23 protein-coding genes and 1 riboswitch are annotated in these 24,927 nt (G+C 74.0%); of the genes, 12 read left to right on the forward strand and 11 right to left on the reverse strand.

Translation table 11 applies throughout. The features are described from left to right. Window positions 1–44: 44 nt before the first annotated feature. Window positions 45–812, reverse strand: coding sequence for a LamG domain-containing protein (locus tag OP18_RS44255; protein WP_033365379.1), 768 nt, complete (start codon window positions 810–812; stop codon window positions 45–47). Window positions 813–989: 177 nt separating this feature from the next. Here OP18_RS44255 and OP18_RS44260 point away from each other — a divergent pair, with 177 nt between their 5' ends. From OP18_RS44260 to OP18_RS58205, 4 genes are all read left to right on the forward strand, one after another. Further along, window positions 990–2,063 (forward strand): NHL repeat-containing protein, encoded by a 1,074-nt coding sequence (locus OP18_RS44260; RefSeq protein ID WP_052388257.1) that lies wholly within the window; start codon window positions 990–992, stop codon window positions 2,061–2,063. A 31-nt stretch (window positions 2,064–2,094) separates the two neighbouring features. Next, window positions 2,095–3,342 carry an ROK family protein gene (locus OP18_RS44265; RefSeq protein WP_081971632.1) on the forward strand — a complete coding sequence of 416 codons (1,248 nt, stop codon included), beginning with the start codon at window positions 2,095–2,097 and terminating at the stop codon, window positions 3,340–3,342. Between the two features lie 461 nt (window positions 3,343–3,803). Beyond that, window positions 3,804–4,043, forward strand: a complete 240-nt coding sequence (locus OP18_RS44270) for a hypothetical protein (protein WP_033365380.1) — start codon at window positions 3,804–3,806, stop codon at window positions 4,041–4,043. 47 nt (window positions 4,044–4,090) lie between these two features. Then, window positions 4,091–4,534, forward strand: a complete 444-nt coding sequence (locus OP18_RS58205; protein WP_156090216.1) for a hypothetical protein — start codon at window positions 4,091–4,093, stop codon at window positions 4,532–4,534. Here the strand turns inward: OP18_RS58205 and OP18_RS44280 are convergent. From OP18_RS44280 to OP18_RS44300, 5 genes are all read right to left on the reverse strand, one after another. Then, window positions 4,470–4,943 carry a hypothetical protein gene (locus tag OP18_RS44280; RefSeq protein WP_033365383.1) on the reverse strand — a complete coding sequence of 158 codons (474 nt, stop codon included), beginning with the start codon at window positions 4,941–4,943 and terminating at the stop codon, window positions 4,470–4,472. The two genes, OP18_RS58205 and OP18_RS44280, sit on opposite strands and share 65 nt — an antisense overlap. A gap of 9 nt (window positions 4,944–4,952) precedes the next feature. Beyond that, window positions 4,953–5,777 (reverse strand): PHP domain-containing protein, encoded by an 825-nt coding sequence (locus OP18_RS44285; protein ID WP_033365385.1) that lies wholly within the window; start codon window positions 5,775–5,777, stop codon window positions 4,953–4,955. Between the two features lie 12 nt (window positions 5,778–5,789). Beyond that, window positions 5,790–6,536, reverse strand: coding sequence for a cobalt-precorrin-6A reductase (locus OP18_RS44290; RefSeq protein WP_033365435.1), 747 nt, complete (start codon window positions 6,534–6,536; stop codon window positions 5,790–5,792). A gap of 68 nt (window positions 6,537–6,604) precedes the next feature. Further along, on the reverse strand, window positions 6,605–8,188 hold the full coding sequence (locus OP18_RS44295) for a ricin-type beta-trefoil lectin domain protein (protein ID WP_052388258.1): 1,584 nt from the start codon (window positions 8,186–8,188) through the stop codon (window positions 6,605–6,607). A gap of 203 nt (window positions 8,189–8,391) precedes the next feature. Beyond that, the gene (locus tag OP18_RS44300; RefSeq protein ID WP_033365388.1) at window positions 8,392–8,976 is read right to left on the reverse strand and encodes a hypothetical protein; all 585 of its coding nucleotides are present in this window, start codon (window positions 8,974–8,976) and stop codon (window positions 8,392–8,394) included. Window positions 8,977–9,211: 235 nt separating this feature from the next. Between OP18_RS44300 and OP18_RS44305 the strand changes: the two genes are divergently transcribed. Then, window positions 9,212–10,576, forward strand: coding sequence for a pyridoxal phosphate-dependent decarboxylase family protein (locus tag OP18_RS44305; protein WP_033365390.1), 1,365 nt, complete (start codon window positions 9,212–9,214; stop codon window positions 10,574–10,576). A 12-nt stretch (window positions 10,577–10,588) separates the two neighbouring features. Here OP18_RS44305 and OP18_RS44310 read toward each other — a convergent pair whose 3' ends face one another. After that, window positions 10,589–11,332 (reverse strand): hypothetical protein, encoded by a 744-nt coding sequence (locus OP18_RS44310; RefSeq protein ID WP_156090217.1) that lies wholly within the window; start codon window positions 11,330–11,332, stop codon window positions 10,589–10,591. A 172-nt stretch (window positions 11,333–11,504) separates the two neighbouring features. Beyond that, window positions 11,505–12,908, reverse strand: a complete 1,404-nt coding sequence (locus OP18_RS44315) for a chitinase (RefSeq protein ID WP_081971633.1) — start codon at window positions 12,906–12,908, stop codon at window positions 11,505–11,507. Between the two features lie 436 nt (window positions 12,909–13,344). On the opposite strand from OP18_RS44315, the gene OP18_RS58210 reads away from it, so the two are divergent. Next, entirely contained in the window at window positions 13,345–13,581 is a 237-nt protein-coding gene (locus OP18_RS58210; protein ID WP_156090218.1) for a hypothetical protein, read from the forward strand. Between the two features lie 119 nt (window positions 13,582–13,700). Here the strand turns inward: OP18_RS58210 and cobN are convergent, their stop codons facing one another. Continuing rightward, the gene (cobN, locus tag OP18_RS44325; protein WP_033365398.1) at window positions 13,701–17,270 is read right to left on the reverse strand and encodes a cobaltochelatase subunit CobN; all 3,570 of its coding nucleotides are present in this window, start codon (window positions 17,268–17,270) and stop codon (window positions 13,701–13,703) included. A gap of 39 nt (window positions 17,271–17,309) precedes the next feature. Next, window positions 17,310–17,495: riboswitch (cobalamin riboswitch) on the reverse strand. Between the two features lie 45 nt (window positions 17,496–17,540). Between cobN and OP18_RS44330 the strand changes: the two genes are divergently transcribed. Genes OP18_RS44330 through OP18_RS44340 form a run of 3 tightly spaced genes read left to right on the forward strand, consistent with a single transcriptional unit; the run spans window position 17,541 to window position 20,817 of the window. Further along, a complete protein-coding gene (locus OP18_RS44330) occupies window positions 17,541–18,683 on the forward strand; it encodes a precorrin-3B synthase (RefSeq protein ID WP_033365399.1) in 1,143 nt (380 codons plus the stop codon). Then, window positions 18,680–19,306 (forward strand): precorrin-8X methylmutase, encoded by a 627-nt coding sequence (locus OP18_RS44335; protein ID WP_033365400.1) that lies wholly within the window; start codon window positions 18,680–18,682, stop codon window positions 19,304–19,306. Before OP18_RS44330 ends, OP18_RS44335 begins: the two co-directional genes overlap by 4 nt. Further along, window positions 19,303–20,817 (forward strand): precorrin-2 C(20)-methyltransferase, encoded by a 1,515-nt coding sequence (locus OP18_RS44340; protein WP_033365401.1) that lies wholly within the window; start codon window positions 19,303–19,305, stop codon window positions 20,815–20,817. The genes OP18_RS44335 and OP18_RS44340 overlap by 4 nt, the downstream gene beginning before the upstream one ends. A gap of 3 nt (window positions 20,818–20,820) precedes the next feature. Here OP18_RS44340 and OP18_RS44345 read toward each other — a convergent pair whose 3' ends face one another. Together OP18_RS44345 and OP18_RS44350 are read right to left on the reverse strand one after the other, a co-directional pair. Beyond that, entirely contained in the window at window positions 20,821–21,165 is a 345-nt protein-coding gene (locus tag OP18_RS44345; RefSeq protein ID WP_033365402.1) for a hypothetical protein, read from the reverse strand. 60 nt (window positions 21,166–21,225) lie between these two features. Then, the gene (locus tag OP18_RS44350; RefSeq protein WP_033365403.1) at window positions 21,226–22,011 is read right to left on the reverse strand and encodes a class I SAM-dependent methyltransferase; all 786 of its coding nucleotides are present in this window, start codon (window positions 22,009–22,011) and stop codon (window positions 21,226–21,228) included. A 76-nt stretch (window positions 22,012–22,087) separates the two neighbouring features. Between OP18_RS44350 and OP18_RS44355 the strand changes: the two genes are divergently transcribed. From OP18_RS44355 to OP18_RS44365, 3 genes are read left to right on the forward strand one after another with little or no spacing between them, the layout of a single operon-like run. Continuing rightward, window positions 22,088–23,452: an MFS transporter gene (locus OP18_RS44355; RefSeq protein WP_063745756.1), complete on the forward strand. Its 1,365-nt coding sequence runs from the start codon at window positions 22,088–22,090 to the stop codon at window positions 23,450–23,452. Continuing rightward, a complete protein-coding gene (locus tag OP18_RS44360) occupies window positions 23,449–24,021 on the forward strand; it encodes an isochorismatase family protein (protein ID WP_033365404.1) in 573 nt (190 codons plus the stop codon). Before OP18_RS44355 ends, OP18_RS44360 begins: the two co-directional genes overlap by 4 nt. Then, window positions 24,021–24,920 carry a GlxA family transcriptional regulator gene (locus tag OP18_RS44365; protein ID WP_313900955.1) on the forward strand — a complete coding sequence of 300 codons (900 nt, stop codon included), beginning with the start codon at window positions 24,021–24,023 and terminating at the stop codon, window positions 24,918–24,920. Before OP18_RS44360 ends, OP18_RS44365 begins: the two co-directional genes overlap by 1 nt. Window positions 24,921–24,927: the final 7 nt, after the last annotated feature.

The raw sequence follows: 24,927 nt of genomic DNA on the forward strand, positions 1-24,927 counted from the left end.
CCCGCGGTGGGCACCCCCTGCGGCGGGGCCGCGGTCAGCCGCGGTCAGCCGCGGGCGATCCAGACGTCGTCGAGGGTGCCGTGGAACTGGTCGTTGTCCTTGCCGTTGCCCTTGCCGCCGATGCTCAGCGGCACGGTGTTGACGACCGACAGCTCCGCGGGCAGCACGGCCGAGCCGTGGACGGCGTCGTCGACCAGCATGGTCAGCGAGGTGCCGGACCGGCGGCACTCCAGGCGGTGCCAGGCGCCGTCGGAGACCGACACGTCCGACATCGCCACGTGGATCGCGTGCACCGCCGCGTCGGCGAACACGCAGCTCGGGTGGCCCGCCGCGCCGTCGATCTGCAGCTTGTACTGCGTGCCGGACGCCGAGTACCCCTTCTGCACGATGTTCTGGCCGGAGCCGGTGTCCTTCTTCGTCAGCCGGACGGTCGCGCCGTACCGGATCGGGCCGGTGCCCGGGTTGAGCTCCGGGGCGTCGGGTGTCTGCAGCACGGCGTGCGGGCACTTCGCGCCGGCGCAGCGGGCCGGGAAGTCCGCCGCCCGGCCGGCCAGGCGCTCGGCGAGGCGGACCTTGCCGCCGTGCCCCGCCGACGAGGTGAGCGTGTGGCCGTGGCCGGAGTCGTCGGCGACGATGGCGCCGTTGCTGGCCGCGTCGAACGTGTACCGGGCCACGATCACCGGCGCGGCGACCTCCGCGGTCAGCTCTGGTGCCGCGACGGCACCGTGCGCCCGGGCGCCCGCCGGCCCGGCGCCGCCGAGCGTCATCCCCAGTGCCGCGAACGTCAGGACTGCCGGTCGTATGACCCTCATGCGGCCGCCGTACGTGTTCCCCCATGTCTTCATGCCCGAAATGTGTCATATTGAGGCCGTAACCTCCGCGCATTTCCCCCAACGTGTCGGACGCAATCCGTGACCGAACGGTTGACGCATGGTCACCCAAACCGGATGTCCGGTCATCGCCGACGCGATTCTGGGAGACTCGCAGGCATGCGGGTTGCGGCGGGGGCGGCGGCGTTGCTGGTGCTGAGCGCGCCGGTGACGTGGGTGGTGCCGGCCCGGGCGCACGCGCCGACGCGGGTGTCCGGCGCGCCGGTCGAGGTCTGCCGCATCACCGATCCCGCGGTGACCGAGGTGTCGGGGCTCGCGGTCACCCCGACGGGCTATCTGGTGGAGAACGACAGCAATCCCGACCCGGCGAAGACCCGAGTGTTCACGCTCGACAAGGCGTGCCGGGTGACCGGCAGCGTGCAGTATCCGCGCACCGCCCGCGACCCCGAGGACCTCGCGATCGACCGCAAGGGCACCGTGTGGGTCGCCGACATCGGCGACAACGGGCCCATGACCGGCGGGTCCGGCAACCGCCGCAGCACCGTCGCGCTGTGGACGATGGCGGCCGGCTCGACCAACCTCAAGATCCATCGCCTGGTGTATCCCGACGGGCTGCCCCGCGACGCCGAGGCGCTGCTCATCGACGGGCAGGGCCGCCCGGTGATCGTCACCAAGGACGCCAGCGGCGAGGTGTTCCGCCTCGACACGCCGCTGCCGACCGACAACACCAGCGGCGCGAAGCTCACCAGGGTCGGCGTGTTCGAGCCGCGGCGCACCGGCACGTCCAACCCGTGGGGCTTCCTCGGCGTCGCCTGGGTCACCGGCGGGGCCGTGTCCGCCGACGGCACCCGGGCCGTGGTGCGCACCTACGCCGACGCGTACGAGTTCGAGGTCACCGGCGGCGACGTCGCCAAGGCGATCACCTCCGGCAAGGCGACCGTCACGCCGCTGCCCGACGAGCCGCAGGGGGAGGCGATCGCCTACACCGCCGACGCGGCGAGCCTGCTGACCGTCTCCGACCAGAACGGTCCGGCCGTCATCCTGCGGTACCCCAGCGGCCTGAAGCCGCCACCGCCGCCCAGCAGCGCCGCGGCACCGGCCAGCCCGCTCGCGGCGGCGCCGCCGGCGTCCCCGGCCAGGGCGGTGCCGCGCGCCCCGCTGCTGCTCGGCGCCTTCACCGTGGTCGCGTTGATGCTGGTCGCGGCGGTCGCCAGGCGTGCCAGGAGGCGTTGAGCACCCACGGTGTCGACTCGGGAGCGCTCACATGACACGATTCACCGACAGGCGGCAGTGGTCGGGGGAGGGGTTCGCGGCGGTGGTGCGCATCGAGGTCGAGCGGGCCACGACCCGTGACATGCGCCGGCGCAACCGGTCGACGTTGCTGTCCGAGCTGTTCTTCCGCGGTCCGCTGAGCCGCCACGACCTCAGCCGGATCACCGGGCTGAGCGCCGCGACCGCCAGCAGCGTCACCGGTGAGCTGCTCCAGGAGGGCCTCATCATCGAGGCCGGGCAGATCGACTCCGACGGCGGCCGGCCGCGCGTGCTGCTGCGGGTCAACCCCGACTTCGGTCGGCTGGTCGGCGCCGACGTCGGCGAGACCGGCGTCAAGGTCGAGCTGTTCGACCTGGCGATGCACCGGCTGGCCACGGTCGACGAGCCGCTGCCGTCGTCCCGGCCCGACCCGGAGGCCGTCGCGGGGCAGCTGCTCGCCGGCATCCGCGAGGTCCTCGGCGGCACCGACCCCGCCGACGTCATCGGCATCGGCATCGGCGTGCCCGGCACGGTCGAGCAGTCCGACCCCGTGCGCGTGCACGCCCCCACCATCGGCTGGCGCGGCATCAGCCTCGACGGCCTGCTGCGCGACGGCGGCCTGACCGCCCCGCTGTTCGTGGAGAACGGCGCGAAGTCCCTCGGCCAGGCCGAGATGTGGTTCGGCGCGGGCCGCGGCGCCGCCAACGCCGTCATCGTCCTCGTCGGCTCCGGTGTCGGCGCCGCCGTCATCACCAACGGCACCCTCTACCGCGGCGCCAGCAGCAGCGCCGGCGAGTGGGGCCACACCACCGTCGTCTACGGCGGCCGCCAGTGCCGCTGCGGTGCCCGGGGCTGCCTGGAGGCCTATGTCGGCGCCGAGGGCATCCTCGACCGCTACCGGCAGGTCAAGCCCGACCTCGTGCGCGGCACGGACGAGCTCGCCGACGTCGCGGCCCTCATCGACGCCGGCACCCCCGAGGCCGACGCCATCCTGTCCGAGACCGCCGGCATGCTCGGCGCCGGCATCGGCAACCTGGTCAACCTGTTCAACCCCGAGCGGGTCGTGCTCGGCGGCTGGGCCGGCCTGGCCCTCGGCGCCCGGCTGCTGCCCCAGATCCGCGCGGCGGCGGGGGAACAGGCCCTGGAGCACCCGTTCGGCCAGGTGTCGATCGAGCTGTGCGAGCTCGGGCCGGACGCGGTCGCCTTCGGCGCCGCCACCCTGCCGATGGCGGAGCTGCTGCGCCGCGCCTCCCGGCCGTAACGGCCCGGCGCGCGGCGGTGCGCCGGCCGGCGGCGCGCGGGTGCGAGCCCGGCCTGTGTGGTGTTGCGCTCCGGCCTGAGCCACCGCGTCCGCCGGATGCACCTGTGGCTGGCCCCTGCCGCTCGGCGTCACCGTCGCGGTCACGGTGCTGTGGGCGGCGGTGCGCGGCATGCTTCCCTGGGCGACTGGTTCCGGCTGGCCGTCCCGCTCGCCGCCGTGCCCTGCGCCGTGATCGTCGCGGTGCGGCACGCGCTGGCCCCCGAGGCCCGCCTGGTCGGCTCCGCCGCTGCCACCGGTACCGGTGGACCGGGGTCGACCGGCGGACCGTCGGCTCGCCGGCCGGCAGTGGCCGGCATCGTTCGGGGATCGACGCGGCCGGTGGGGATCGACTGGCGTCGTCATGTGTTCCGTATCCGCCGTGCGACGCCCCGCAACGGTGGGTCGGTGGTTAGCGTCGGGGCATGACGGCGGCGGTGGACGACGCGGGCGTTGAGCCGTGGGGGATCGACAAGGCGACGCTGCACGAGGCGCTGCGGCGGCACCGGCGGCACGCGACGCATCTCGCCTGGTACCTCGGCCTGGGGCTGGGCGGCGCCGCGGCGCTGTTCGCGGCGGTCGCCGTGGTGGTCGAGCGGCCCGCCGGCAGCCCGGCGATGAGCCCGACGCTGCTGCTGGCGGCGTGCACGCTGCTCGCCGCCTAGGTCGTGCCGAAGGTGGTCATGGCGATGGACCGGGCGCACGCCGCGCGGTGGGTGCAGCGGCACGGGAGTACGAGGCGCTCGCCGTGGTCGTGGGTGAGCCGCTCGTCGGCGACGCGCCGCCCGCCGCGGGGGTCAACGGGGCGCGGGTGGTGAGCCGGCCGCTCGGGCAGCTGCTGCTGTTCGACTTCCGGCTCATGGACCGGTTCAGCGCGACGGCGCTCGGGCAGGCGCGGGTGTCGTTCGTGGCGTGCCTCGTGGCGGTCGGCGCGACCCTCGTCGTCCTGCTCACCGGCTCCGCGGCCATCCTGGCCACCGGTAGCGCCGAGGTGCAGGTTAGGCACAGCCACGGCCGCCGGCCGAGCGGCAGGAGGTCCCGGTTCCCGTCGGGTGAGCGCGCCGGCGGGACAGGCGCCGCGGTGAACAGGCTCAGCGGCGCCACGGCTGGAACGGGGTCGACTCCGGATACCCGGTGCCGGTCACGGCCTCGATGACCGCCCACAGGAAGTCCTCGTCCGGGCCCCACGACGGGATGTCGACGCTCGACTCCACCGGCAGCGGCTCGCCGGTGTCGACGACCGCCTCGGCGTCGGCGTAGACCACCTCGCGCACCACCTCGCCGCCGGCGAACAGCGTGAACGCGTAGCTGCTGCTCACGCTGGCGAACACGACGGTCAGCGCGTCGCCCGGCGGCTCGCAGGCGGTGACGAGCTCCAGCGACGGGTCCCACACCTGCGCCCAACCGCCGGCCTCGGCCGCGAACAGCACGCCGTCCGGCAGCCCGCTGGTCGCCTCGTCGGCGGTGACCGGGGCGCCGTCGGGCCGGGCCGTGCCGCTCAGGACCGCCACGGCCTCGGCCGCGGTGGCGCCGTGGACGAACAGCGCCGAGGTGTTCCATCCCATCCGGTGACCTTAGATCAGCCAGTGGTCGTACGGGTGGCGGCCCGGACGGAAGCCGGCCGCCTCGACCATCGCGGCGGCCTCGGCGAAGCGGGTGGCGACGAGGTCGGGGCGGTGCGCGTCGCTGCCGAAGCAGACGGCCCGGCCGCCCTCCTCCCGCCACCACCGCACGAACTCGGGCTCGGGGCCCCGGCGGGTGTTGACCTCCAGCGCGCGGCCGGTGCCGGCGAGGGCGCGCAGCACGGCGCGGATCTCCTCCTCGTAGTCGGTGATCGCGAACGGGGCGCCGGCGGGCAGGTACCGGACGGGATAGTCGAGGTGGGTCAGGGCGCAGAACGTGTCGCAGGCGAGGATCATGCGGATCGCCTCGGCGAAGTACTCGCGCAGCACCGCGGGGATGCCGCGCAGCTCGAACTCGTCCTCCACGAGGCGGTGCCGGCCGGCCACGGCGATGGAGTGCAGGGAGCCGATGACCCGCTCGAACGGGGCGGCCGCCAGCAGCGACCCGGCCTGCGCCGGGAACCAGTGCGGCTCGCCGAGCTCGACGCCGGTGATGATGCGCAGCGACGGGAACTTCGCCCGGCAGCGGTCGACCGCCTCGAGGTAGCCGTCGACGTCCAGCGGCGGCGGGGCGAGCCACGCGTCGTCGGTGATGTGCCGGCGCATCCGGTCGGGCAGGGTCGCGGGGTTGACGTGCCACGTGACGAAGTCGGTGTGCTCGGTGAACGCGATCGCCGGCAGCCCGAGCTCCACGGCCCGCGCGCAGGAGCCTTCCATGTCGCCGGTGGCGGTGTCCCAGGAGAACTCGGTGTGGGTGTGCAGATCGGCGGGCAGCATGCGGCGATCGTGTCAGCCGCCGCCCGTGCCGCCGTCGCCGGTCCGCAGGAATGTGACGGCGTCCTCGACGCTCGCCACGACCGGCACGCCCGGGGTGACCGGCGGCCGGTCGACCATGAGCACCGGCAGGCCCAGCCGGCGCGCGGCGGTGAGCTTCGCCGCGGTCATGTCGCCGCCGCTGTCCTTCGTCACCAGAAGTTGGATGCTGTACGACCGCAGCAGCGCGCTCTCGCCGTCGACGCTGAACGGCCCGCGATCCAGCAGCGACTCCAGCCGCGGCGGGTGCGGCGGGGCGACCGGGTCGACGCTGCGCACCAGGAACCAGCGGGCCGCCAGGTCCGCGAACGCGGCCAGGCCCTGCCGCCCGGTGGTGAGGAACACCCGCTCGAACGGGGACCGCGCGATGAACGCCGCGGCGGCGTCCAGCGTCGGCACCCGGTGCCACACGTCGCCCGGGCCGGCGGTCCAGCCCGGCCGGCGCAGGAGCAGCAGCGGTACACCTGCCGCCGCCGCTGACGCACTGATCCTCGCGGCGAACGGGTGGGTCGCGTCGACGACCACGTCGACCCGGGTCGCCCGGACGTAGCCGGCCAGCCCCGCGGGGCCGCCGAACCCGCCGACGCGGACCTCGCCGGGCGGCAGCACCGGGTCCGCGACCCGCCCGGCGAGCGAGCTGATCACGCGGAACCCGGTGCCGGCCAACGCCTCGGCGAGCCGCCGGGCCTCGCCGGTGCCGCCGAGGATGAGCACTGTCCGCATGCAGCAGACGATGCCATGACCGGCGGGCGGGCCGGCGACGTGGTCCACCGGCCCGCCCACACGACGCGCTACGGGCCGCTGACCAGGTTCGTCACCTGGTGGCCGCTGTTGACCGCGGCCCCCGTGTCGTTGATGACGTGCGCGATGGTGCCCGTCCCGCCGAGGGAGACGGTGACCATGTTGTGGAACTTGACGTTGGTGGTGACGGGGACCTCGAAGGAGTGGCCGAGCACGACGCTGGGGTTGGTGGAGAAGTAGCAGTAGCTGAGGCCGTTCGCGGCGGTGTTGGTGTTCCAGCCGACGGTGCCGCCGTTACCGTGGTCGGCCCGCCAGATCCACATGTGGTCGCCGATGACGTGGTTGCTGTTCACCCGCAGCGACACGGTGGCCTTGCCGGCGATCGAGCCGCCGATGCGGAAGAACACGTCGTGCAGCGACGTCGGGTTGGCGGAGTGGTCGGCGGCGGAGCCGCTCGGGCCGACCTCCATGAGCACCTGCGAGTTGGTGGTGCCGGCGTCGAACAGGATGCCGGCGACCTTGACCCCGTCCACGTCGGCGACCGTCATCGCGGTGATGCTGGCGGCGGTCGCGCCGGCCTTCACGATGTAGAACTGGCTGATCGGCAGGCTCGACCCCGCCGTCGTGCCGGTCGACCAGCTGTTACCGGACGAGTTGCTGCGCAGCGACGGCACGAACACCTGGTAGGCGCCGGCGCTGTCCACGTACAGGAACGGCTTCTCCCGCACCACGGGTGTCGTGCCGACCGTGGTGTACGGCGGGCTGGGGAAGCTGTTGGCCGGGGCGCCCTGGACACCGACGAAGACCTGGTTCCAGTTGGAGCCGGACCACGAGCCGATCTGGCTGTTGCGGGTGATCCACTGCTGCTGGCTGCCGGACTGGATCTGCCCGTCGATCTTGCTGTCGGAGATCCAGCCGCCGGACGACCAGCCACCGTCGGACAGCGCGAGGTTGCCCCGCACGTGCATCCGCCGGTACGGGGCGGCCTGGGACACCGCCCACCGGTCCAGGCCACCGGTCGGCGTCACCGACAGGTTCTCCGCCGACCGCCAGAAGTTCTGCTGCGACATCGACGGATCGAACACCGACACGTTCGGACCCAGGTCCGGATTGTTCGGGTTGTTCGGCGGGGTGCTGGTCGGCGGGTTCGTGGTGCCTCCCGGGAGCGTCCACTGCTGGTTGGCGCTCGCGAAACAGTCCCACAGCTGCAGCTTGGTGCCGTCGGCGGAGCTCGGTCCGGTCGCGTCGAGGCACTTGCCGAGCGAGCGCAGCGTGCCGTCGCTCTGCTTCGACCACTGCTGGGCGCTCGTGCCGTTGCAGTCCCAGATCTGGATCTTCGTGCCGTTCGCGGTGCTGGCGGCGTTGACGTCGAGGCACTTGCCGAGCGCGCGGATCGTGCCGTCGTCGCCGACGGTCCACTGCTGCGCGGCCGTGCCGTTGCAGGTGTACAGCTGCACCTGGGTGCCGTTGGCGGTGCCGGCCGCGGCGACGTCGACGCACTTGCCGCCGTAGCCGGTGATCTGGCCGGTGGTGGCGGCCGAGGCGGAGGTCATGGCGATCACGCCGGTGCCGGCGACCACGAGCACGGTCGCGGTGATCGCCAGCCCGATGCGGCGTCTGGAGATGGGCTTCACGGGGGTCCCTTCTGGGCGGGGCGCCCGCGCAGGACCCCTTTCGGGGGGTGGGTCCGGGGCGGGCGGGAGCCGTCCTCCGCCGCGTCGGTGGGTGACGACGGAGGACCAGATCTGTGAAGTTGCCTTACAGATCCATCGGAGGCTATTCCCGCCCCGGTGCGCAAGTCAATACGCGACCCGAATTAAGGGATTGAGCTGCCGATTTACGCCTTCGCCAGGATCTCGCCGGCGCCGCCCGCGGTCTCCTGCACGGCCTGCAGGTAGGCCTTCATGTCGGTGTTCGGCAGCCCGGTGCCGGCCACCACGACCGTGTTGCCGGCGAGGAGGACCGGGTACATCTTCGCCTCCTCCTGCGCGTACGCCTTCGCCGCGTTCGCCGCCTTGAACTCCACGAAGATGGCCTGCTGGCCGCGCGACGGCATGAAGTCGCCCTTCTTCTTGTAGCAGTCGAACTGCTTGAAATTCGCCACCGCCGAGCGGTACTTCGACGGCACGCCGGTGGAGTTGCTGTCCCACTTGCCGACCGGGCACATCTCGTCCTTGGTGAACAGGTCGCCGGTCAGCTGCGCGATCTTCTCGAACTGCACACCCTTGCCGGCGGCGGCGCTGCCCGAGGGCTTCGCGCTCCCGGACGGCTGCGCGCTTTCGGCGGGCGCGGCGCTGGCGGGCGCGGACGTCGCCGCGGCGGGAACGGCCTTGTCGTCGGTCTTCTTGTCGTCGCCACCGCAGGCGGCGGTCAGCAGCAGGGTGGCACCGGCAACGGCGGTCGCGATCAGCAGACGCTTCATGGGGATTCGATTCCTTTATGTGGTGGTGCGATTGGGGGTTCGCCCTTGACGCACAAGAACGTATGCGCGCCGCCCCGCCGTTGAATCCCGGATGTATGCCACCCGACAACCGACGTGGCGGTAGTCACTGTGGTGCTTCGGCGCGGCTGCCCGAAGCGGCGGGGTGGGCGACGGATCGGGCGGGTTGTCGACAGTTGCGGTCCGGACGAAAGCGGCGACCCGACATCATGTGAGCATGGACCGACCGGACTGGCATGGACCGCTCACCGAGGCGTACGAACAGGCGACCCGCTTCCTGACCGGCCTTCCGGAGCGCGAGGTCGGCAGCCGCGCCACTCTGGAGGAGCTGCGGGCGGCGCTCGGCGGGCCGCTGCCGGACGCGGGCAGCGACGCGCGGGAGGTCGTCGCCCGGCTGGCCGAGGCGGCCGACCCGGGGATCGTCGCGTCGCCGAGCGGGCGGTTCTTCGGGTTCGTCATCGGCGGGGCGACGCCGGCGGCGCTCGCGGCGGACTGGCTGACCGCGACCTGGGACCAGAACGCCGGCCTGTACGCCGCCGGGCCCGCCGCCGCAGTGGTCGAGGACGTCGCCGGCGGGTGGCTGCGGGACCTGTTCGGGCTGCCGGCGCAGGCGTCGGCCGGGTTCGTCACCGGGGCGCAGATGAGCCACGTGACGGCGCTCGCGGCGGCGCGGCACGAGGTGCTGCGCCGGGCCGGCTGGGACGTGGAGACGGACGGCCTGCACGGCGCGCCGCGGATCGCGGTGCTCGCCGGCGCGGACCGGCACTCGACGATCGACCGCGCGCTGCGGTTCCTCGGCATCGGCACGGCGGCCCTCGTACCGGTGGACGTCGACGACCAGGGCCGGATGACGACCGCCGGGCTGCGCGCCGCCCTCGCCGGGCTGGACGGGCCGGCGATCGTCTGCGCCCAGCTGGGCAACGTCAACACCGGCGCGTTCGACCCGATCGGCGAGATCTGCGACGTCGCGCACGCCGCCGGCGCGTGGGTCCACGTCGACGGCGCCTTCGGGCTGTGGGCCGCGACCAGCGCACGCCTGCGGCACCTCGTCACCGGCGTCGACCGCGCCGACTCGTGGACGACGGACGCGCACAAGTGGCTCAACGTCCCGTACGACTCCGGACTCGTCTTCTGCGCGCACCCCGCGGCGCACCGGGCGGCCATGGGCGTGCGCGCCGCCTACCTGGTCCACGCCGGCGGCGACGAGCGCGACGCGCTGGACTACAACCCCGAGTTCTCCCGCCGCGCCAGAGGTTTCGCCGTGTACGCCGCGCTGCGCGCCCTCGGCCGCACCGGCGTCGAGTCCCTCATCGACCGCGGCTGCGACCTCGCCGCGCGCTTCGCCCGGCGGATGAGCGGCCGCGTCCTCAACGACGTCGTGCTCAACCAGGTCCTGGTCGGCTTCGGCCCGGCCACCCCCGACCTGGTCCGCCGCGTCCAGGCCGAAGGCACCTGCTGGGTGAGCGGCACCCTCTGGCGCGGCGCCCCGGCCATGCGCTTCTCCGTCAGCAACTTCACCACCGACGAGGCCGACATCGACCGCGCCGCCGACACCATCCTGCGCCTCGCCGCCGGCACCTGACCCGACGGGGCGTCACCCGACCGGCACCGGCGGCGCGGGCTTCGGGGCGAGCGCGTGCTGGACCGCGACGATGGCGGCGCACGGCACGGCCGAGAGCGGGACGGCCAGCAGGCCCCAGTCGCCGAGCGGCAGTACGTCGGTGAGCAGTCCCACCTCCAGCACCGCGTACCCGATGAGGCCGCCGCCGACCGCCACCGCGAGCCCGCGGCGCCGATGGCCGGGGGTGCCCGGGCCGGCGACCCGGTCGAAGAGCGCGGCGAGCACGGTGGCGCCGAGCAGGGCCGGCACCACAGAGAACATGGCCGTCAATAGGCCCAGGAACACGTACACCAGGATCCCGACCGCGGACACGGCGACGGTGACGGTGATGCCGAGCAGCAGGGAGAGCCACAGGTGCATCCGCCGGGAGCCGGCCGGGCGCGGCCCGGTGGCGGTGTCGCCGCGCAGCCAGGGCACGGCCAGCAGCACGAGGCCGGCCAGCAGGAGCAGCACGGCCGCGGCGAGCAGGACGGTGCCGACGAGGGTGGTGCCCGACGACAGGTACTCGACGGTCTGGCCGTCGTCGCGCACGCAGGTCACGCGGGGCGGGAAGTGCTGGACGCGGGCCTTGAACTCGTGCGCCTCGTCGAAGCGGTACCTGCACGAGCGTGCCGGGTCGATGAGGTCCGGACCGGCGGCCGCGAGCGCCAGGCTGCTGCCGACGCCGAGGAGCACGCCGACGCCCGTGAGGGTCCACCCACCTGCCAATGCCTTCATGCGGCACATGTTCGCAACCGCCGGCTACGGTACCGGCATCCGCGGGCGCGGATCTTCGCTGGTGAACATGCCTCCGGCCGGATGGATACGTCCGAAGCACGACAGGAAGCGGGCATGGGTGCCCCGGCCGTCCGCACGCCGGGGCACCCCGCTGGTCCGCCCAGGTGCCGGGTCAGCCCTGGTACTGGGCGATGATCCTGGTGAAGTCCCACGCGTTCTGGGAGACGCCGCTACAGGTGTCGTCACCGGTGCCGCCGCCGTTGCACGGGCGGTCGCGGTTGGCCGACCAGAACGTGAAGCGGGCGAGGTGGTGCTGCTGGGCGTAGGCGAGCATGGTGCGGAAGTCCGCCACGGTGACCGTCTCGCCGACGTCGGTGATGCCGTTCATCGAGGAGATGCCGGCGTGCCGGTACGCCTGGTCGTCGGTGTACCCGTAGCCGTTCTTGATCGTGTTCTTCAGCCCCTCGGCGGCCTGGACGGTGAGCGCGCCCATGTTCTGGCCGGCGGCGCCGAAGTCGAACGGCATGATGGTCCACGCGTCGACGGTCAGCCCTGACGCGGCCGCCCGGTTGATCATCGTGGCGTCGGGGCCGTTGCGGTCGCTGGGGAACGTGACGTAGACGGCCACGCCCGGGTTGTTGGCCTTGACGGTCTTCAGCGCGTCGATGGTCCGCTGCTGCAGCGTCGCGTTGTTGTAGACGCTGCCCTCGATGTCGATGTCGATCGCCTTGAGGCCGTACGCGTTGATGACCTTCTGGTACGCGGCCGCGAGCGTCGAGGCGCTGCTGCACGTCTGCTCCAGCCACGGCCCGGACGCGCCGCCGAAGGAGACCGCGACGTTGCCGCCGGCGCCGCGGATGTTGTTGATGACGGTCTGGTCCTGGCCACCGGTCAGCGGCCGGTACCCGTCCCACAGCGGCTCGCACGCGCCGTTGGACAGGATGAACGCCATCGTGAACCACTTGACCCCGGTGGCCGCCATGATCGTGCGCGGGTCGGGCAGGTTGCCCCAGCCGAGGTACGCGTACGGCGCGGCGCCCATGGCCGGGTTCGACACCGGCGGGTTCGATGTGGGCGGGTTGGACGTCGGGGTCGTGGTGCCGCCGCCGATCGTCCACTTCTGGTTGGCGGTGCCGCCGCACGTCCAGATCTGCAGCTGGGTGCCGTCGGCGGAGCTCTGGCCGGTCGCGTCGAGACACTTGCCGGCGTTCGGGTTGGTGAGGTCCTTCGCCGCGCTGTACGTCCACCGCTGGGCGACGGTGCCGTTGCAGTCCCACAGCTGGACCTTGGTGCCGTTGGCGGTCCCGGCCGCGGCCACGTCCAGGCACTTGCCCAGCACGCGCAGCGTGCCGTCGTCGCCGAACGTGATCCGCTGGGCCGCGGTCCCGTTGCACGTGTAGAGCTGGATCTTCGTGCCGTTGGCCGTGGCCGCGCCGGCCACGTCGATGCACTTGCCGGCGATGCCGGTGATCGGGCCGGTCGTCGCCGCGGCGGCGGTGTTCATCGCCACCACGGTCACCGTGCCGAGCGCCGCCACTGCGGCGGCGGCGAGAAGTACGAGGCGGGGGCTGCGCATGAGTGCAGGCCTTTCGGGAGCAAGAGGGCCATCTGTTAGCACCTCTTCCAGATAGAGCGCAGGCTATGCACTTCCCTTTTTTTGAGTCAACAAAAAACTGGAAACATCAGGAGCACTTAAGGAACCGTTACGGTCCACCCGGCCGGGACGATCGGCGCGGTACCTCTCGGAGGGACGCGTCACCTGTGACCGTGGCTCCTCGGCTACCGTGCTTCGATGATCCTTCCCGGTTATGCGGACACGTTCCCGGACCTTCACGCCTCTTCGGCGTGGCCGGGGTTCCGGGTCGAGCTTCGCGACGGCGCCGAACTTGGAGGGGCACCAGCGCGCCCCCGGGCTGTCCTGGCCGGAACTGGTCGTCGTCGCCGGCCGGCGGCCCGGCCCGGTCCGGCGAGCGCAGACCTCGCTCCCGCTCGCACCCGCGTTCGGTGACGAGGTGGCCGACACGCCCGACGCGGTGTCGGCGCTGTCGGAGGCGACGCGGACGCTTGGCGCCACAGGCGGCACCGCGGAGCTGGCTGCGCCGGCTGTCTCCGACGAGGTCGTGTTCTGGGGACACGTGTCGTGGGTGTCGGGTGTGCCCGACATGGACCACTCGCCGCGCGATCCGTCCAGTCCGTTCGCGCTCCCGGCGGCCGAGCGGCAGTTGGTTACAGCGCTGCTGGCACCCTGAGCACTCGACCGCAACGGAGCGGACGCGGGGGCGCCAGGCGTCGACCGAATCGAGGCGCACGACCGCGACGGGCCGGCTCGTTCGGGTGGAGCTTCACGCCCGTCGCATCCCGAGGTCGGTCAGGACCCGCCCGTCTGGTGGCCGTCCTCGAGGTCGCCTTCGGTCTCGAGGTACACCTGGCGGAGGGCGTCGAGCGTGGCCTGCTCCGGGTGCTCCCACAGCTTGCGGTCGGCGGCCTCCAGGAGGCGCTCGGCGATGCCGTGCAGCGCCCACGGGTTGGACTCGTCGAGGAACTTGCGGTTCTCCGGGTCGAACACGTAGGACTCGGCGAGCTTCTCGTACATCCAGTCGGCGACCACCCCGGCGGTCGCGTCGAAGCCGAACAGGTAGTCGACGGTGGCGGCGAGCTCGAAGGCGCCCTTGTAGCCGTGGCGGCGCATCGCGGCGAGCCAGCGGGGGTTGACGACCCGGGCGCGGAAGACGCGCGCGGTCTCCTCGCTGAGGGTGCGGGTGCGCACCGCGTCGGGGTTGGTGCTGTCGCCGACGTAGGCGGCGGGCGCGCGGCCGGTCAGGGCGCGCACGGTGGCGATCATGCCGCCGTGGTACTGGAAGTAGTCGTCGGAGTCGGCGATGTCGTGCTCGCGGGTGTCGGTGTTCTTGACCGCGACGCTGATGCGCCGGTAGGCGCCCTCCATGTCGCCGCGGGCGGGCAGGCCGTCCAGGTCCCGGCCGTACGCGTAGCCGCCCCACACGGCGTACACCTCGGCGAGGTCGGCGTCGTCGCGCCAGTTGCGGCTGTCGATGAGGGGCAGGATGCCGGCGCCGTACGCGCCCGGTTTGGAGCCGAAGACGCGCAGGGTGGCGCGGCGGCGGTCGCCGTGGCTGTCGAGGTCGGCGGTGACGTGCGCGCGCACGTAGTTGTCCGACGGCGACTCGGGCAGGTCCGCGACGAGCTGGACGGCGTCGTCGAGCAGGGCGACCACGTGCGGGAACGCGTCGCGGAAGAAGCCGCTGATCCGCATGGTGACGTCGATGCGGGGGCGGCCGAGCTCGGCGAGGTCGACGGGGGAGAGGCTGACCACCCGGCGCGACGCGTCGTCCCAGTTGGGGCGGACCCCGAGCAGCGCCAGGGCCTCCGCGATGTCGTCGCCGGCGGTCCGCATGGCGCTGGTGCCCCACATCGACAGCCCGACGGAGGACGGCCAGGAGCCGTGCTCGGCGCGGTACCGGGCGAGCAACGAGTCGGCCATCGCCTGGCCGGTCTCCCACGCGAGGCGGCTCGGGATCGCCTTCGGGTCGACGGAGTAGAAGTTGCGGCCGGTCGGCAGGACGTTGATGAGGCCGCGCAGCGGCGAGCCGCTCGGTCCGGCCGGGACATACCCGCCGTCGAGGGCGTGCAGCACCATCGCCAGCTCGTCGGTGGTCCGGGAAAGCCGGGGCACGATCTCCCGGGCGGCGAACTCCAGCACCCGCACCACATCCGAGTTCTCCGAAATATCGGAGATGTCGGAGGTGGGCCAGCCACGCGACTCCATCTCCGCCACGAGCGCCCTGGCCTGTGCCTCGGCCTCGTCGACGCTGATCCGGCCCGAGTCGCCCTCGGCGAGGCCGAGCGCCTCGCGCAGGCCGGGCAGCGCGGCGACCTGGCCGCCCCACATCTGCCGGGCCCGCAGCATCGCCAGCACCAGGTCGACCCGCGCCTCGCCGGCGGGGGCGACGCCCAGCACGTGCAGCCCGTCGCGGATCTGCACGTCCTTGACCTCGCACAGCCAGCCGTCGACGTGCAGCAGGAAGTCGTCGAACCCGTCGTCGCCCGGCCGGTCGGCCAGGCCCAGGTCGTGGTCGAGGCGGGCGGCCTGGATCAGCGTCCAGATCTGGGCCCGGACGGCGGGCAGCTTCGCGGGGTCCAGGGCGGCGATCGTCGCGTGCTCGTCGAGCAGCTGCTCGAGGCGGGCGATGTCACCGTACGACTCGGCCCGCGCCATCGGCGGGATCAGGTGGTCGACCAGGGTGGCGTGCGCCCGGCGCTTGGCCTGGGTGCCCTCGCCCGGGTCGTTGACCAGGAACGGGTAGATCAGCGGCAGGTTGCCCAGGGCCGCGTCGGCGCCGCACGAGGCCGACAGCCCGACGGTCTTGCCGGGCAGCCACTCGAGGTTGCCGTGCTTGCCGACGTGCACGACCGCGTGCGCGCCGAACTCGTCGGCCAGCCACCGGTACGCGGCCAGGTAGTGGTGGCTGGGCGGCAGGTCCGGGTCGTGGTAGATGGCGACCGGGTTCTCCCCGAAGCCGCGCGGCGGCTGCACCATCACCACGACGTTGCCCTCGCGCAGCGCGGCGAGCACGATCTCGCCGTCGGGATCCCGCGAGGTGTCGACGAACAGCGAACCGGGCGCGGGGCCCCAGTGCCGCTCCATCGCCTCGCGCAGGTCCTCCGGCAGCGTCTGGAACCAGGTCCGGTACTTCGCCGCGGAGATCCTGATCGGGTTGCCCCGCAGCTGGTCCTCGGTGAGCCAGTTGACGTCCTGCCCGCCGGCGGCGATGAGCGTGTGCATCAGCGCGTCGCCGTCCTTCGGGAAACCGTCGGCGCCAACGTACCCCTGCTCGCGCATGGCCTCCAGCAGCCGGACCACGCTGGCGGGCGTGTCGAGCCCCACGGCGTTGCCGATCCTCGCGTGCTTCGTCGGGTACGCGCTGAGCATCAGCACGACCTTGCGCTGCGCCGCCGGCAGGTGCCGCAGCCGGGCGTGCCCGACGGCGATCCCGGCGACCCGGCCGGCCCGCTCCCGGTCGGCGACGTAGACGGTGAGCCCGTCGGCGTCGACCTCCTTGAACGAGAACGGCACGGTGATGATCCGGCCGTCGAACTCGGGGATCGCGACCTGGGTGGCCGTGTCGAGCGGCGACAGGCCGTCGTCGTTGGCGTCCCAGGTGTCCCGGGCGCTGGTCAGGCACAGCCCCTGCAGGATCGGCACGTCCAGCGCCGCGAGGGCGCCCACGTCCCACGCCTCGTCCTCGCCCCCGGCCTGCGCGTCGGCGGGCCGGGTGCCGCCCGCGGCCAGGACCGTGACGACCAGCGCGTCGGCCTGCCGCAGCGTCTCCAGCAGCTCCGGCGGGGCGGTGCGCAGCGACGAGGCGAACACGGGCAGCGCCCGGCCGCCGGCGTCCTCGATCGCGTCGCAGAGCGTCTCCACGAACGCGGTGTTGCCGGCCAGATGGTGGGCCCGGTAGTAGATGACGCCGACGGTCGGGCCCTGCGCGGTCGTCGCCCGCTCCAGCGGCCCCCACGCCGGGGTCCGCGCCGGCGGGGCGAACCCGTGCCCGGTGAGCAGGACCGTGTCGGACAGGAACTTGTGCAGCTCGGCGAGGTTGGCCGGGCCACCCTCGGCGAAGTACGCGTGCGCCTCGGCGGCGACCCCGGCGGGCACCGTGGAGTGGCGCATCAGCTCGGCGTCGGGCAGCTGCTCGCCGCCGAGCAGGACCACGGGCAGCGGCAGCCGCAGCAGCGCGTCGAAGCCCTCCTGCCAGTCCCGGTAGCCGCCCAGGAACCGCACCACGACCAGGTCGGCGCCCTCGGCCAGGGCCGGCAGGTCCGCCACGGCGGTCCGCGACGGGTTGGCCAGCCGGAACACCGCGCCGCTGGTGCGCGCGCTGAGCAGGTCGGTGTCGGACGTCGACAACAGCAGGATCACGCCGGGGTCCTCCCTCGGGGTCCGCGCCCCAAGTCGGTCGGGAAAGGTCGGGCGGCGGAGAGTCTCCTGGCTCCCGGATCGGCGCTCGTCCCCGGCCTTCCCGGGCTCGCGCCCAGTGGCCTCGTTCGGAGACTCACTCCCCGGTCACAGTGGCGGGACCGCGCCGGACTCGCACCGGCTTCCTCCACTCGTCGCCCGTACAGCACCGCCAACTCTCCTGGACACCGCTGACTTGAGTCAAGCGACGAGCCGCGCAGTAGTATCCGGCCCGTGCAGGCTGCCAGTGGACGCGACGCTCCGGACCGGTGCCCGGGCGCCGTGCAGGTCCACGCCGCGGCCGACGGCGGGCTGGCCCGGGTCCGGCTGCCCGGCGGCCGGCTCGGCCGGGACGCCCTCGCCGTGCTGCGGGCCGCCGCCATCGACCTCGGCGACCCCGACCTGGAGCTCACCTCCCGGGGCAACGTGCAGGTCAGGGCGCTGCGACCAGGTGCGGAGCTGGACCTGGCGGCCCGGCTGACCGGGGCCGGGCTGCTGCCGTCGGCGACGCACGAGCGGGTCCGCAACCTCGTCGCCAGCCCGCTGAGCGGCCGCGACGGCCGCGGCGCGCTCGACGTGCGGCCGGTGGTGGCCGCGTTCGACGCCGGGCTGTGCGCCGACGCCGCCCTCGCCGCGCTGCCGGGCCGGTTCCTGGTGACGCTCGACGACGGCCGCGGCGACGTGACCCCGCTCGGCGGCGACGTCGGCCTGTACGGCGACCGCCTCACCCTGGCCGGCACCCCCGCCACGGCACCCGCCGCCGGTGACCCCGCGGCCCTGCTGCTGCGGGCCACCAGGGCGTTCCTGGCCGAGCGGGCCGAGCAGGGCGGCACGGCGTGGCGCCTCGCTGAGCTCACCGACGGCCCCGCCAGGGTCGCGGCGCGCCTGGGCGCGTCCCTGGACGAGGACGCCCGTCCGTCCGGCGGTGGCGGGTCCGCGGCAGGGTGGACCTCCCAGGCCGGCGGGCTCGCCGCGATCACGGCCGTGGTGCCGCTCGGGCGGCTCACCCCCGCGCACGCCGCGGCGCTCCTCGACGCCGCGCCGGAGGAGATCATCGTCACGCCGTGGCGGACCGTCGTCGTGCCGGACGTACCCGTCGAAGAAGCTGGACGGGTCGAAACGCTGCTGACGGCCGCCGGGCTGGTCACGGACCCCGCGTCGCGGTGGGCCGGGGTCACCGCGTGCGCGGGCCGGCCCGGCTGCGCGAAGGCCCTCGCCGACGTGCGGGCCGACGCCCGGGCCGCGGTCGCGGCGGGCACGACGCCGGCCGGGTCGCCGGTGCACTGGGTCGGCTGCGAACGGCGCTGCGGCGCACCGAAGGGAAGGCACGTGGAGATGCTCGCGACCGCCGACGGCTACCGGAGCACGGCGGCATGACGGCCTTCGACTACGTGAAGGACGGCGCGGAGATCTACCGGCGGTCGTTCGCGACGATCCGGGCCGAGGCCGAGCTGTCCGGCCTGCCCGCCGACGTCGCCCAGGTCACCGTCCGGATGATCCACGCGTGCGGGATGGTCGACCTCGCCGGCGACGTCGGGTACAGCGCCGACGTGGTGCGCCTCGCCCGCGCCGCGCTGCGTGCCGGCGCCCCGGTCCTCTGCGACGCGGAGATGGTCGCCTCCGGCGTCACCCGGGCCAGGCTGCCCCGCGACAACGAGGTCCTGTGCACGCTGCGCGACCCGCGGGTGCCGGCGCTCGCCGCCGAGCTGGGCACGACCCGCAGCGCCGCGGCCCTCGAACTGTGGGGCGACCGGCTCGCCGGCGCCGTCGTCGCGGTCGGCAACGCCCCGACGGCGCTGTTCCGGCTCCTGGAGATGGTCGCGGCCGGCGCGCCGCGCCCGGCGGCGGTGCTCGGCATCCCCGTAGGGTTCATCGGGGCGGCCGAGTCGAAGGCGGCCCTCGCCGCCTCGGACCTGCCGCACCTGGTCGTGCACGGCCGCCGGGGCGGCAGCGCGATGGCGGCCGCCGCCGTCAACGCGATCGCGGACGAGAAGGAATGACCAGCGTGGAGATCGGGCGGCTGTACGGCGTAGGGCTCGGACCGGGCGACCCGGAGCTCGTCACGGTGAAGGCGGCCCGGCTGATCGAGGCGGCGCCCGTGGTCGCGTTCCACAGCGCCCGCCACGGGCGCAGCATCGCCAGGTCGATCGCCGAGCCGTACCTGCGGGCGGGCCAGATCGAGGAGGCGCTGGTCTACCCGGTCACCACCGAGGCGATCGCCGACTACCGCACGGTCATCGAGGAGCACTACGACGCGTGGGCGGCCCGGCTCGCCGCGCACCTCGACGCGGGCCGTGACGTGGTGGTGCTGTGCGAGGGCGACCCGCTGTTCTACGGCTCGTACATGCACATGCACAAGCGGCTCGCGCACACGTACCCGACCGAGGTCGTCCCGGGCGTCACCTCGGTCTCCGGCGCGTCCGCGGTGCTCGGCCGGCCCCTGGTCGAGCGGGACGAGATCCTCACCGTCCTGCCCGGCACGCTCCCCGCCGACGTGCTCGCCGAGCGGCTCGCCGCGACCGACTCGGCCGCGGTCATGAAGTTGGGTCGTACGTTCACCACCGTTCGCGACGCCCTGGAGCGGGCCGGCCGGCTGCAGGACGCCTGGTACGTCGAGCGCGCCACCACCGCCCGGGAACGCGTCGCCCCGCTGTCCACGGTCGACCCGGCGGACGTGCCGTACTTCTCGATCGCGCTGCTGCCCAGCCGGGTGCACGAGGAGACCGCGTCGGCGCTGCGGGCCGCCGAGCCGGCCGTCGCCGCCGGTGAGGTCGTCGTCGTCGGGCTCGGCCCGGCCGGGCGCGACTGGCTCACCCCGGAGGCCCTGGCCGCGGTCGAGGCCGCCGACGACCTCGTCGGCTACGGGCCGTACCTGGACCGGATCCCGGCCAACCCGCGGCAGCGCCGGCACGCCTCCGACAACAAGGTCGAGGCGGAGCGGGCCGAGTTCGCCCTGGCACTGGCGAAGGACGGCGGCCGGCGCGTCGCCGTGGTCTCCTCCGGCGACCCCGGCGTGTTCGCGATGGCGGCCGCGGTCCTGGAGGTCGCCGCCGAGCCCCGCTGGAAGGACGTGCCCGTCCGGGTCCTGCCGGGGCTGACCGCGGCGCAGGCCGTGGCGAGCCGGGTCGGCGCGCCGCTCGGCCACGACTTCTGCGTGCTGTCGCTGTCGGACCGGCTCAAGCCGTGGGACGTCATCGCGGCCCGCCTGGAGGCCGCGGCCGGCGCGGACCTCGTCATCGCCATCTACAACCCCGGCTCCAAGAGCCGCACCTGGCAGGTCGAGGCGGCCCGGGACCTGCTGCTGCGGCACCGCTCCCCGGACACCCCGGTGGTCCTCGGCCGCGACGTCGGCGGGTCCGGCGAGCGGGTCCGCGTGGTGCGCCTCGCCGAGCTGGACCCGGCCGAGGTCGACATGCGGACCCTGCTCATCGTCGGCTCGTCGCAGACCCGCGCGCTGGACCGCGGCGACAGCGGCACCCCGGTCGTGTTCACGCCGCGCCGGTACCCCTGAGCCTCAGCCCGCCGGGGCGTTGGTCCGGTACAGCGTCAGGATCTCCGGCAGCGGCGCCACCCCGGGCCCGCCCGCCTCGACCCACGCGGTCAGGTCGCCGATGACCGCGTCGTCCAGCACGTAACCGAGCCACACGGGTCGCGCCCCGGCCCGCCGCGCGGCGGGCGTCGGGTGCACGACCACGATGTTGGAGCGCTCGCACGCGTCGAGGCAGGCGCTGACCCGCACCCCGGCCTGCCCCAGCGCCGCGCGCAGCCGGGCCACCTGCCCGGCGTGGTCGACGTCCGGGTGCTTGCGCGCCGAGCCGCAGCAGCAGTCACGGCACACGGTGACGAGGGGTCGCTCCACGGGCCGAGCCTAGATCAACGCCCCGGCCGCCCGCCCGGTCGCCGCCCGGCCGCCGCCCGGTCAGGGGCGGGCCAGGATCTCGCCGTGCAGGATGGACAGCCAGCCGTCGGGGGAGGCGGCCCAGGCGCGCCAGCCGTCGGAGAGGCGCTGCAGGTCCTCCTGCGCCACGCCGCTGGCCAGGGCCTGCGTGGCCATCGCGGAGGCGCGCACCCGGTCCGCCCACATGCCGCCCCACCAGGCGCGGTCCTCGTCGTCGGCGAAGCACCAGGTGCTCGACGTGGCCGCGACGTCGGTGAACCCGGCGGCCCGCGCCCACGACAGCAGGCGGCGGCCGGCGTCGGGCTCGCCGCCGTTGGCCCGGGCCATCCGCTGGTACAGGGCCATCCAGTCGTCGAGCTCCGGCAGCTGCGGGAACCAGGTGAACGCCGCGTAGTCGCTGTCGCGGGCCGCCACGTAGCCGCCCGGCTTGCAGACCCGGCGCATCTCACGCAGCGCCTGGACGGGGTCGGCGACGTGCTGCAGGACCTGGTGGGCGTGGACCACGTCGAACGTGCCGTCGGGGAAGTCGAGGGCGTGCACGTCGCCGACGACGTACGTGACGCCCCGCACGCCGGCCTTCGTGACCGCCAGGGCCTCCTCGGTCGCCTCGAGGGCGGTGACCTCGCCGGGGGCGACGGCGGCGGCCAGGTCGGCGGTGATCGTGCCGGGCCCGGCGCCGACGTCCAGCAGGCTCATGCCCGGCCGCAGCACCGGCAGCAGGTAGGCGGCGGAGTTCTCGGCGGTGCGCCAGCGGTGCGACCGCAGGACCGACTCGTGGTGCCCGTGGGTGTAGACGTTGTTGGCCATGTCCCAGACTCTAATATTCGCGTCTCTCATATTGGGAGAAGCTTCCCGTATGATGGAACGCCGTAGGATCTCGGCAGTGAGAACGTCCCTGATCGTGCTGGCCTACTTCGCGTTCATCAGCCTCGGACTCCCCGACGGCCTCCTGGGCGTGGGCTGGCCGTTCATGGCCGCCACCTTCGACGTGCCCACCGCCTCGGTCGGCTGTCTGCTGGTCGCGGCGACCACCGGGTACCTCGCCTCCAGCGTCGCCGCCGGGTTCCTGCTGTCCAGGGTCGGCGTCGGCTGGCTGCTGGCCGCCAGCACCGCCGCGACGAGCCTCGCCCTCGCCGGCTACGCCCTCGCCCCCGGCCTGTGGTTCCTCGTGCCGTGCGCGCTGCTCGGCGGCTTCGGCGGCGGCGCGATCGACGCCGGGCTCAACGCGTACGCGGCCGCGAACTTCAACGCCCGCCACATGAACTGGATGCACGCCTGCTTCGGCCTCGGCGTCGCCGTCGGCCCGCTCATCATGACCTCGGTGCTCAGCGGCGGGTCGCCGTGGCGGCTCGGGTACGCGGTCGTCGCCGCCGCCCAGCTGTGCCTCGCCGTGTCGTTCGCCGGCAAGGCTCGCAGCTGGGGTCGGGCGCCGGTGCCCGTACACGAGACGCCGCAACGAGGCAGGGACACCCTGCGGCTGCCCGTGGTATGGCTCGGGGTGGCCGCCTTCGGCGTCTACGTGGCCGTCGAGGCCGGCGCCGGCCTGTGGGCGTTCCTGCTGCTCACCGAGGGGCGCGGGAGCAGCGACGCGGTCGCCGGCGTGTGCGTGTCGGGCTACTGGGCGATGCTGTTCCTCGGCCGGGTCGTGCAGGGCGCCGTCGCCGACCGCGTCGGCGTGTCCCGGGTCATCGCCGGCTGCCTCGCCGGCATGGCCGCCGGCGCGTTCCTCGTCGCGCTGCCCGGCCCCGGCTGGCTCGCCGCCGCCGGCCTCGGCCTGCTCGGCTTCGCCGCCGCACCGGTGTTCCCGCTGCTCACGCTCACCACCGCGGACCGGGTCGGCGCCGCGCACGCCGACCGGGCGATCGGCCTGCAGACCGCCGTCGCCGGCCTGGGCGGCGCGCTGGTCCCGACCGCGATCGGCGTCCTGCTCGCCCGCGCCGGCGTCAACATCCTCGGTTCGACCCTGTTCGCCCTGGCCCTGCTGCTGCTGCTCCTGTACCGGGTGAGCCTCCGTCTGGCCGCCGTCCCGGCGGGTGCCGGCCGCCCGGACGGCGCTGTCGCGGCCGCGGGCTGGTCGGTCGCCGCCGGCGTGACGGTCGACGGCGTGGCGACCGGCCCGCCGGACAGCTCCGGCGCCGCGGCCCGGCCGGCCGGCCCTCCAGCGGGTATCAGTGACCGGATCGGTCCGGTTCCCGGCCGGGAGGTGCCTGTCGCGGACCCCGGCGACGGCGCAGGATCGACGCCATGAGAAGCGCGCTGCTCGTCATCGACATCCAGGAGTCCTTCCGCCAGCGTCCCAGCTGGGCCGCCGTCTCCAACCCCGACATCGTCGCCACCGTCAACCCGCTCATCGACGCCGCCCGCGCCCGCGGCGACCTGGTCGTCTGGGTGCTGCACCACGAGGTCGGCAACGTGTTCGACCCGGCGACCGGTTACGTCCGCCCGATGGACGGCCTGCAGCCGCTGCCGGACGAGCCGGTCATCACCAAGACCTCGGCGAACGCGTTCACCACCACCGGCCTGCAGCAGCTGCTCACCACCGAGGGCATCCGCCACCTCGTGGTCACCGGCATCCAGACCGAGCTGTGCTGCGAGACGACCACCCGCGTCGCCGGCGACTTCGGCTACGACGTCACGTTCGTCACGGAGGCCACCGCCACGTTCCCGATCCCGCACCGCGACGAGCGGGACCTGCCCTACGACGAGATCCTCGCCAGCCCTCGGACGCTGTCCACCGACGAGGTCATCGCCCGCACCGAGTACGCTCTGGCCGGCCGCTTCGCCACGATCGCGACGGTGAAGGAGCTTACCGGTTGATGAAGGTCGTCTTCCTGCTCGTGCCGCAGCTGCACCTGCTCGACCTGGCCGGGCCGGCGCAGGTCTTCTCCACGGCCCGCGACTTCGGCCTGGACTACGCGCTGCACTACGTCGCCGAGCAGGACGACGTGCCCTCGGCGCAGGGCGCCACGATCCGGCGCACGTCGCCGTTGCCGGAGCTGGAGCCGGCGGACCTGGTCGTGGTGCCCGGCTGGCGCAGCCACGGCTTCCCCGGCAACGGCCGGCTGTCGCCCGTAGCCCGGGCGTGGCTGGCCGGCCACCACGCCGCCGGCGGCACCTGCGCCAGTGTCTGCTCCGGCGCCGACGCCCTCGGCCAGGCCGGCCTGCTCGACGGGCGCCGCTGCACCACGCACCACCTGCTGCAGGAGCGGCTCGCGTCGCAATACCCGCGCGCCAGGGTCCTCAAGGACGTGCTGTTCGTGATCGACGACCGGGTCGTCACCTCCGCCGGCATCGCCAGCGGCATCGACCTCGCGCTGCACCTCGTCGCGACCCGTCACGGGCCCGGCCTCGCCGCGCAGGTCGCCCGCGAGATGGTGGTCTACGCCCGGCGCAACGGCGACGAGCCGCAGGACAGCGCCATGCTGCGGCACCGGGCGCACCTGTCGGACGTGGTGCACCGCGTGCAGGACGTCATCGACGCCCGGTTCACCGACCGCCTCCCGCTGCGCGAGCTGGCCTCCGCCGCCGGCGTCAGCGAACGCACCCTGACCCGGGCCTTCGGCGACGCGACCGGCCTCACCCCGCTGCGGTACCAGCAACTGCTGCGGGTCGAGCGCGCCGAACACCTCATCGGCCACGGCGCCACCGTCGAGGCCGCGGCCCGCGCCGCCGGTTTCGAGGACGCCCGCATGCTGCGCCGCCTCCGCGCCCGCTGAGCCCGGC

This window comes from Dactylosporangium aurantiacum (genome assembly GCF_000716715.1).
Taxonomy (GTDB): domain Bacteria; phylum Actinomycetota; class Actinomycetes; order Mycobacteriales; family Micromonosporaceae; genus Dactylosporangium; species Dactylosporangium aurantiacum.

Excerpts from the sequence above, each read along its gene's own strand:
- OP18_RS44255 (WP_033365379.1), bottom strand. The coding sequence starts at position 812 with ATGAGGGTCATACGACCGGCAGTCCTGACGTTCGCGGCACTGGGGATG.
- OP18_RS44260 (WP_052388257.1), top strand. The coding sequence starts at position 990 with ATGCGGGTTGCGGCGGGGGCGGCGGCGTTGCTGGTGCTGAGCGCGCCG.
- OP18_RS44265 (WP_081971632.1), top strand. The coding sequence starts at position 2,095 with ATGACACGATTCACCGACAGGCGGCAGTGGTCGGGGGAGGGGTTCGCG.
- OP18_RS44270 (WP_033365380.1), top strand. The coding sequence starts at position 3,804 with ATGACGGCGGCGGTGGACGACGCGGGCGTTGAGCCGTGGGGGATCGAC.
- OP18_RS44280 (WP_033365383.1), bottom strand. The coding sequence starts at position 4,943 with ATGGGATGGAACACCTCGGCGCTGTTCGTCCACGGCGCCACCGCGGCC.
- OP18_RS44285 (WP_033365385.1), bottom strand. The coding sequence starts at position 5,777 with ATGCTGCCCGCCGATCTGCACACCCACACCGAGTTCTCCTGGGACACC.
- OP18_RS44290 (WP_033365435.1), bottom strand. The coding sequence starts at position 6,536 with ATGCGGACAGTGCTCATCCTCGGCGGCACCGGCGAGGCCCGGCGGCTC.
- OP18_RS44300 (WP_033365388.1), bottom strand. The coding sequence starts at position 8,976 with ATGAAGCGTCTGCTGATCGCGACCGCCGTTGCCGGTGCCACCCTGCTG.
- OP18_RS44305 (WP_033365390.1), top strand. The coding sequence starts at position 9,212 with ATGGACCGACCGGACTGGCATGGACCGCTCACCGAGGCGTACGAACAG.
- OP18_RS44310 (WP_156090217.1), bottom strand. The coding sequence starts at position 11,332 with ATGAAGGCATTGGCAGGTGGGTGGACCCTCACGGGCGTCGGCGTGCTC.
- OP18_RS44315 (WP_081971633.1), bottom strand. The coding sequence starts at position 12,908 with ATGCGCAGCCCCCGCCTCGTACTTCTCGCCGCCGCCGCAGTGGCGGCG.
- OP18_RS44335 (WP_033365400.1), top strand. The coding sequence starts at position 18,680 with ATGACGGCCTTCGACTACGTGAAGGACGGCGCGGAGATCTACCGGCGG.
- OP18_RS44340 (WP_033365401.1), top strand. The coding sequence starts at position 19,303 with ATGACCAGCGTGGAGATCGGGCGGCTGTACGGCGTAGGGCTCGGACCG.
- OP18_RS44350 (WP_033365403.1), bottom strand. The coding sequence starts at position 22,011 with ATGGCCAACAACGTCTACACCCACGGGCACCACGAGTCGGTCCTGCGG.
- OP18_RS44360 (WP_033365404.1), top strand. The coding sequence starts at position 23,449 with ATGAGAAGCGCGCTGCTCGTCATCGACATCCAGGAGTCCTTCCGCCAG.
- OP18_RS44365 (WP_313900955.1), top strand. The coding sequence starts at position 24,021 with ATGAAGGTCGTCTTCCTGCTCGTGCCGCAGCTGCACCTGCTCGACCTG.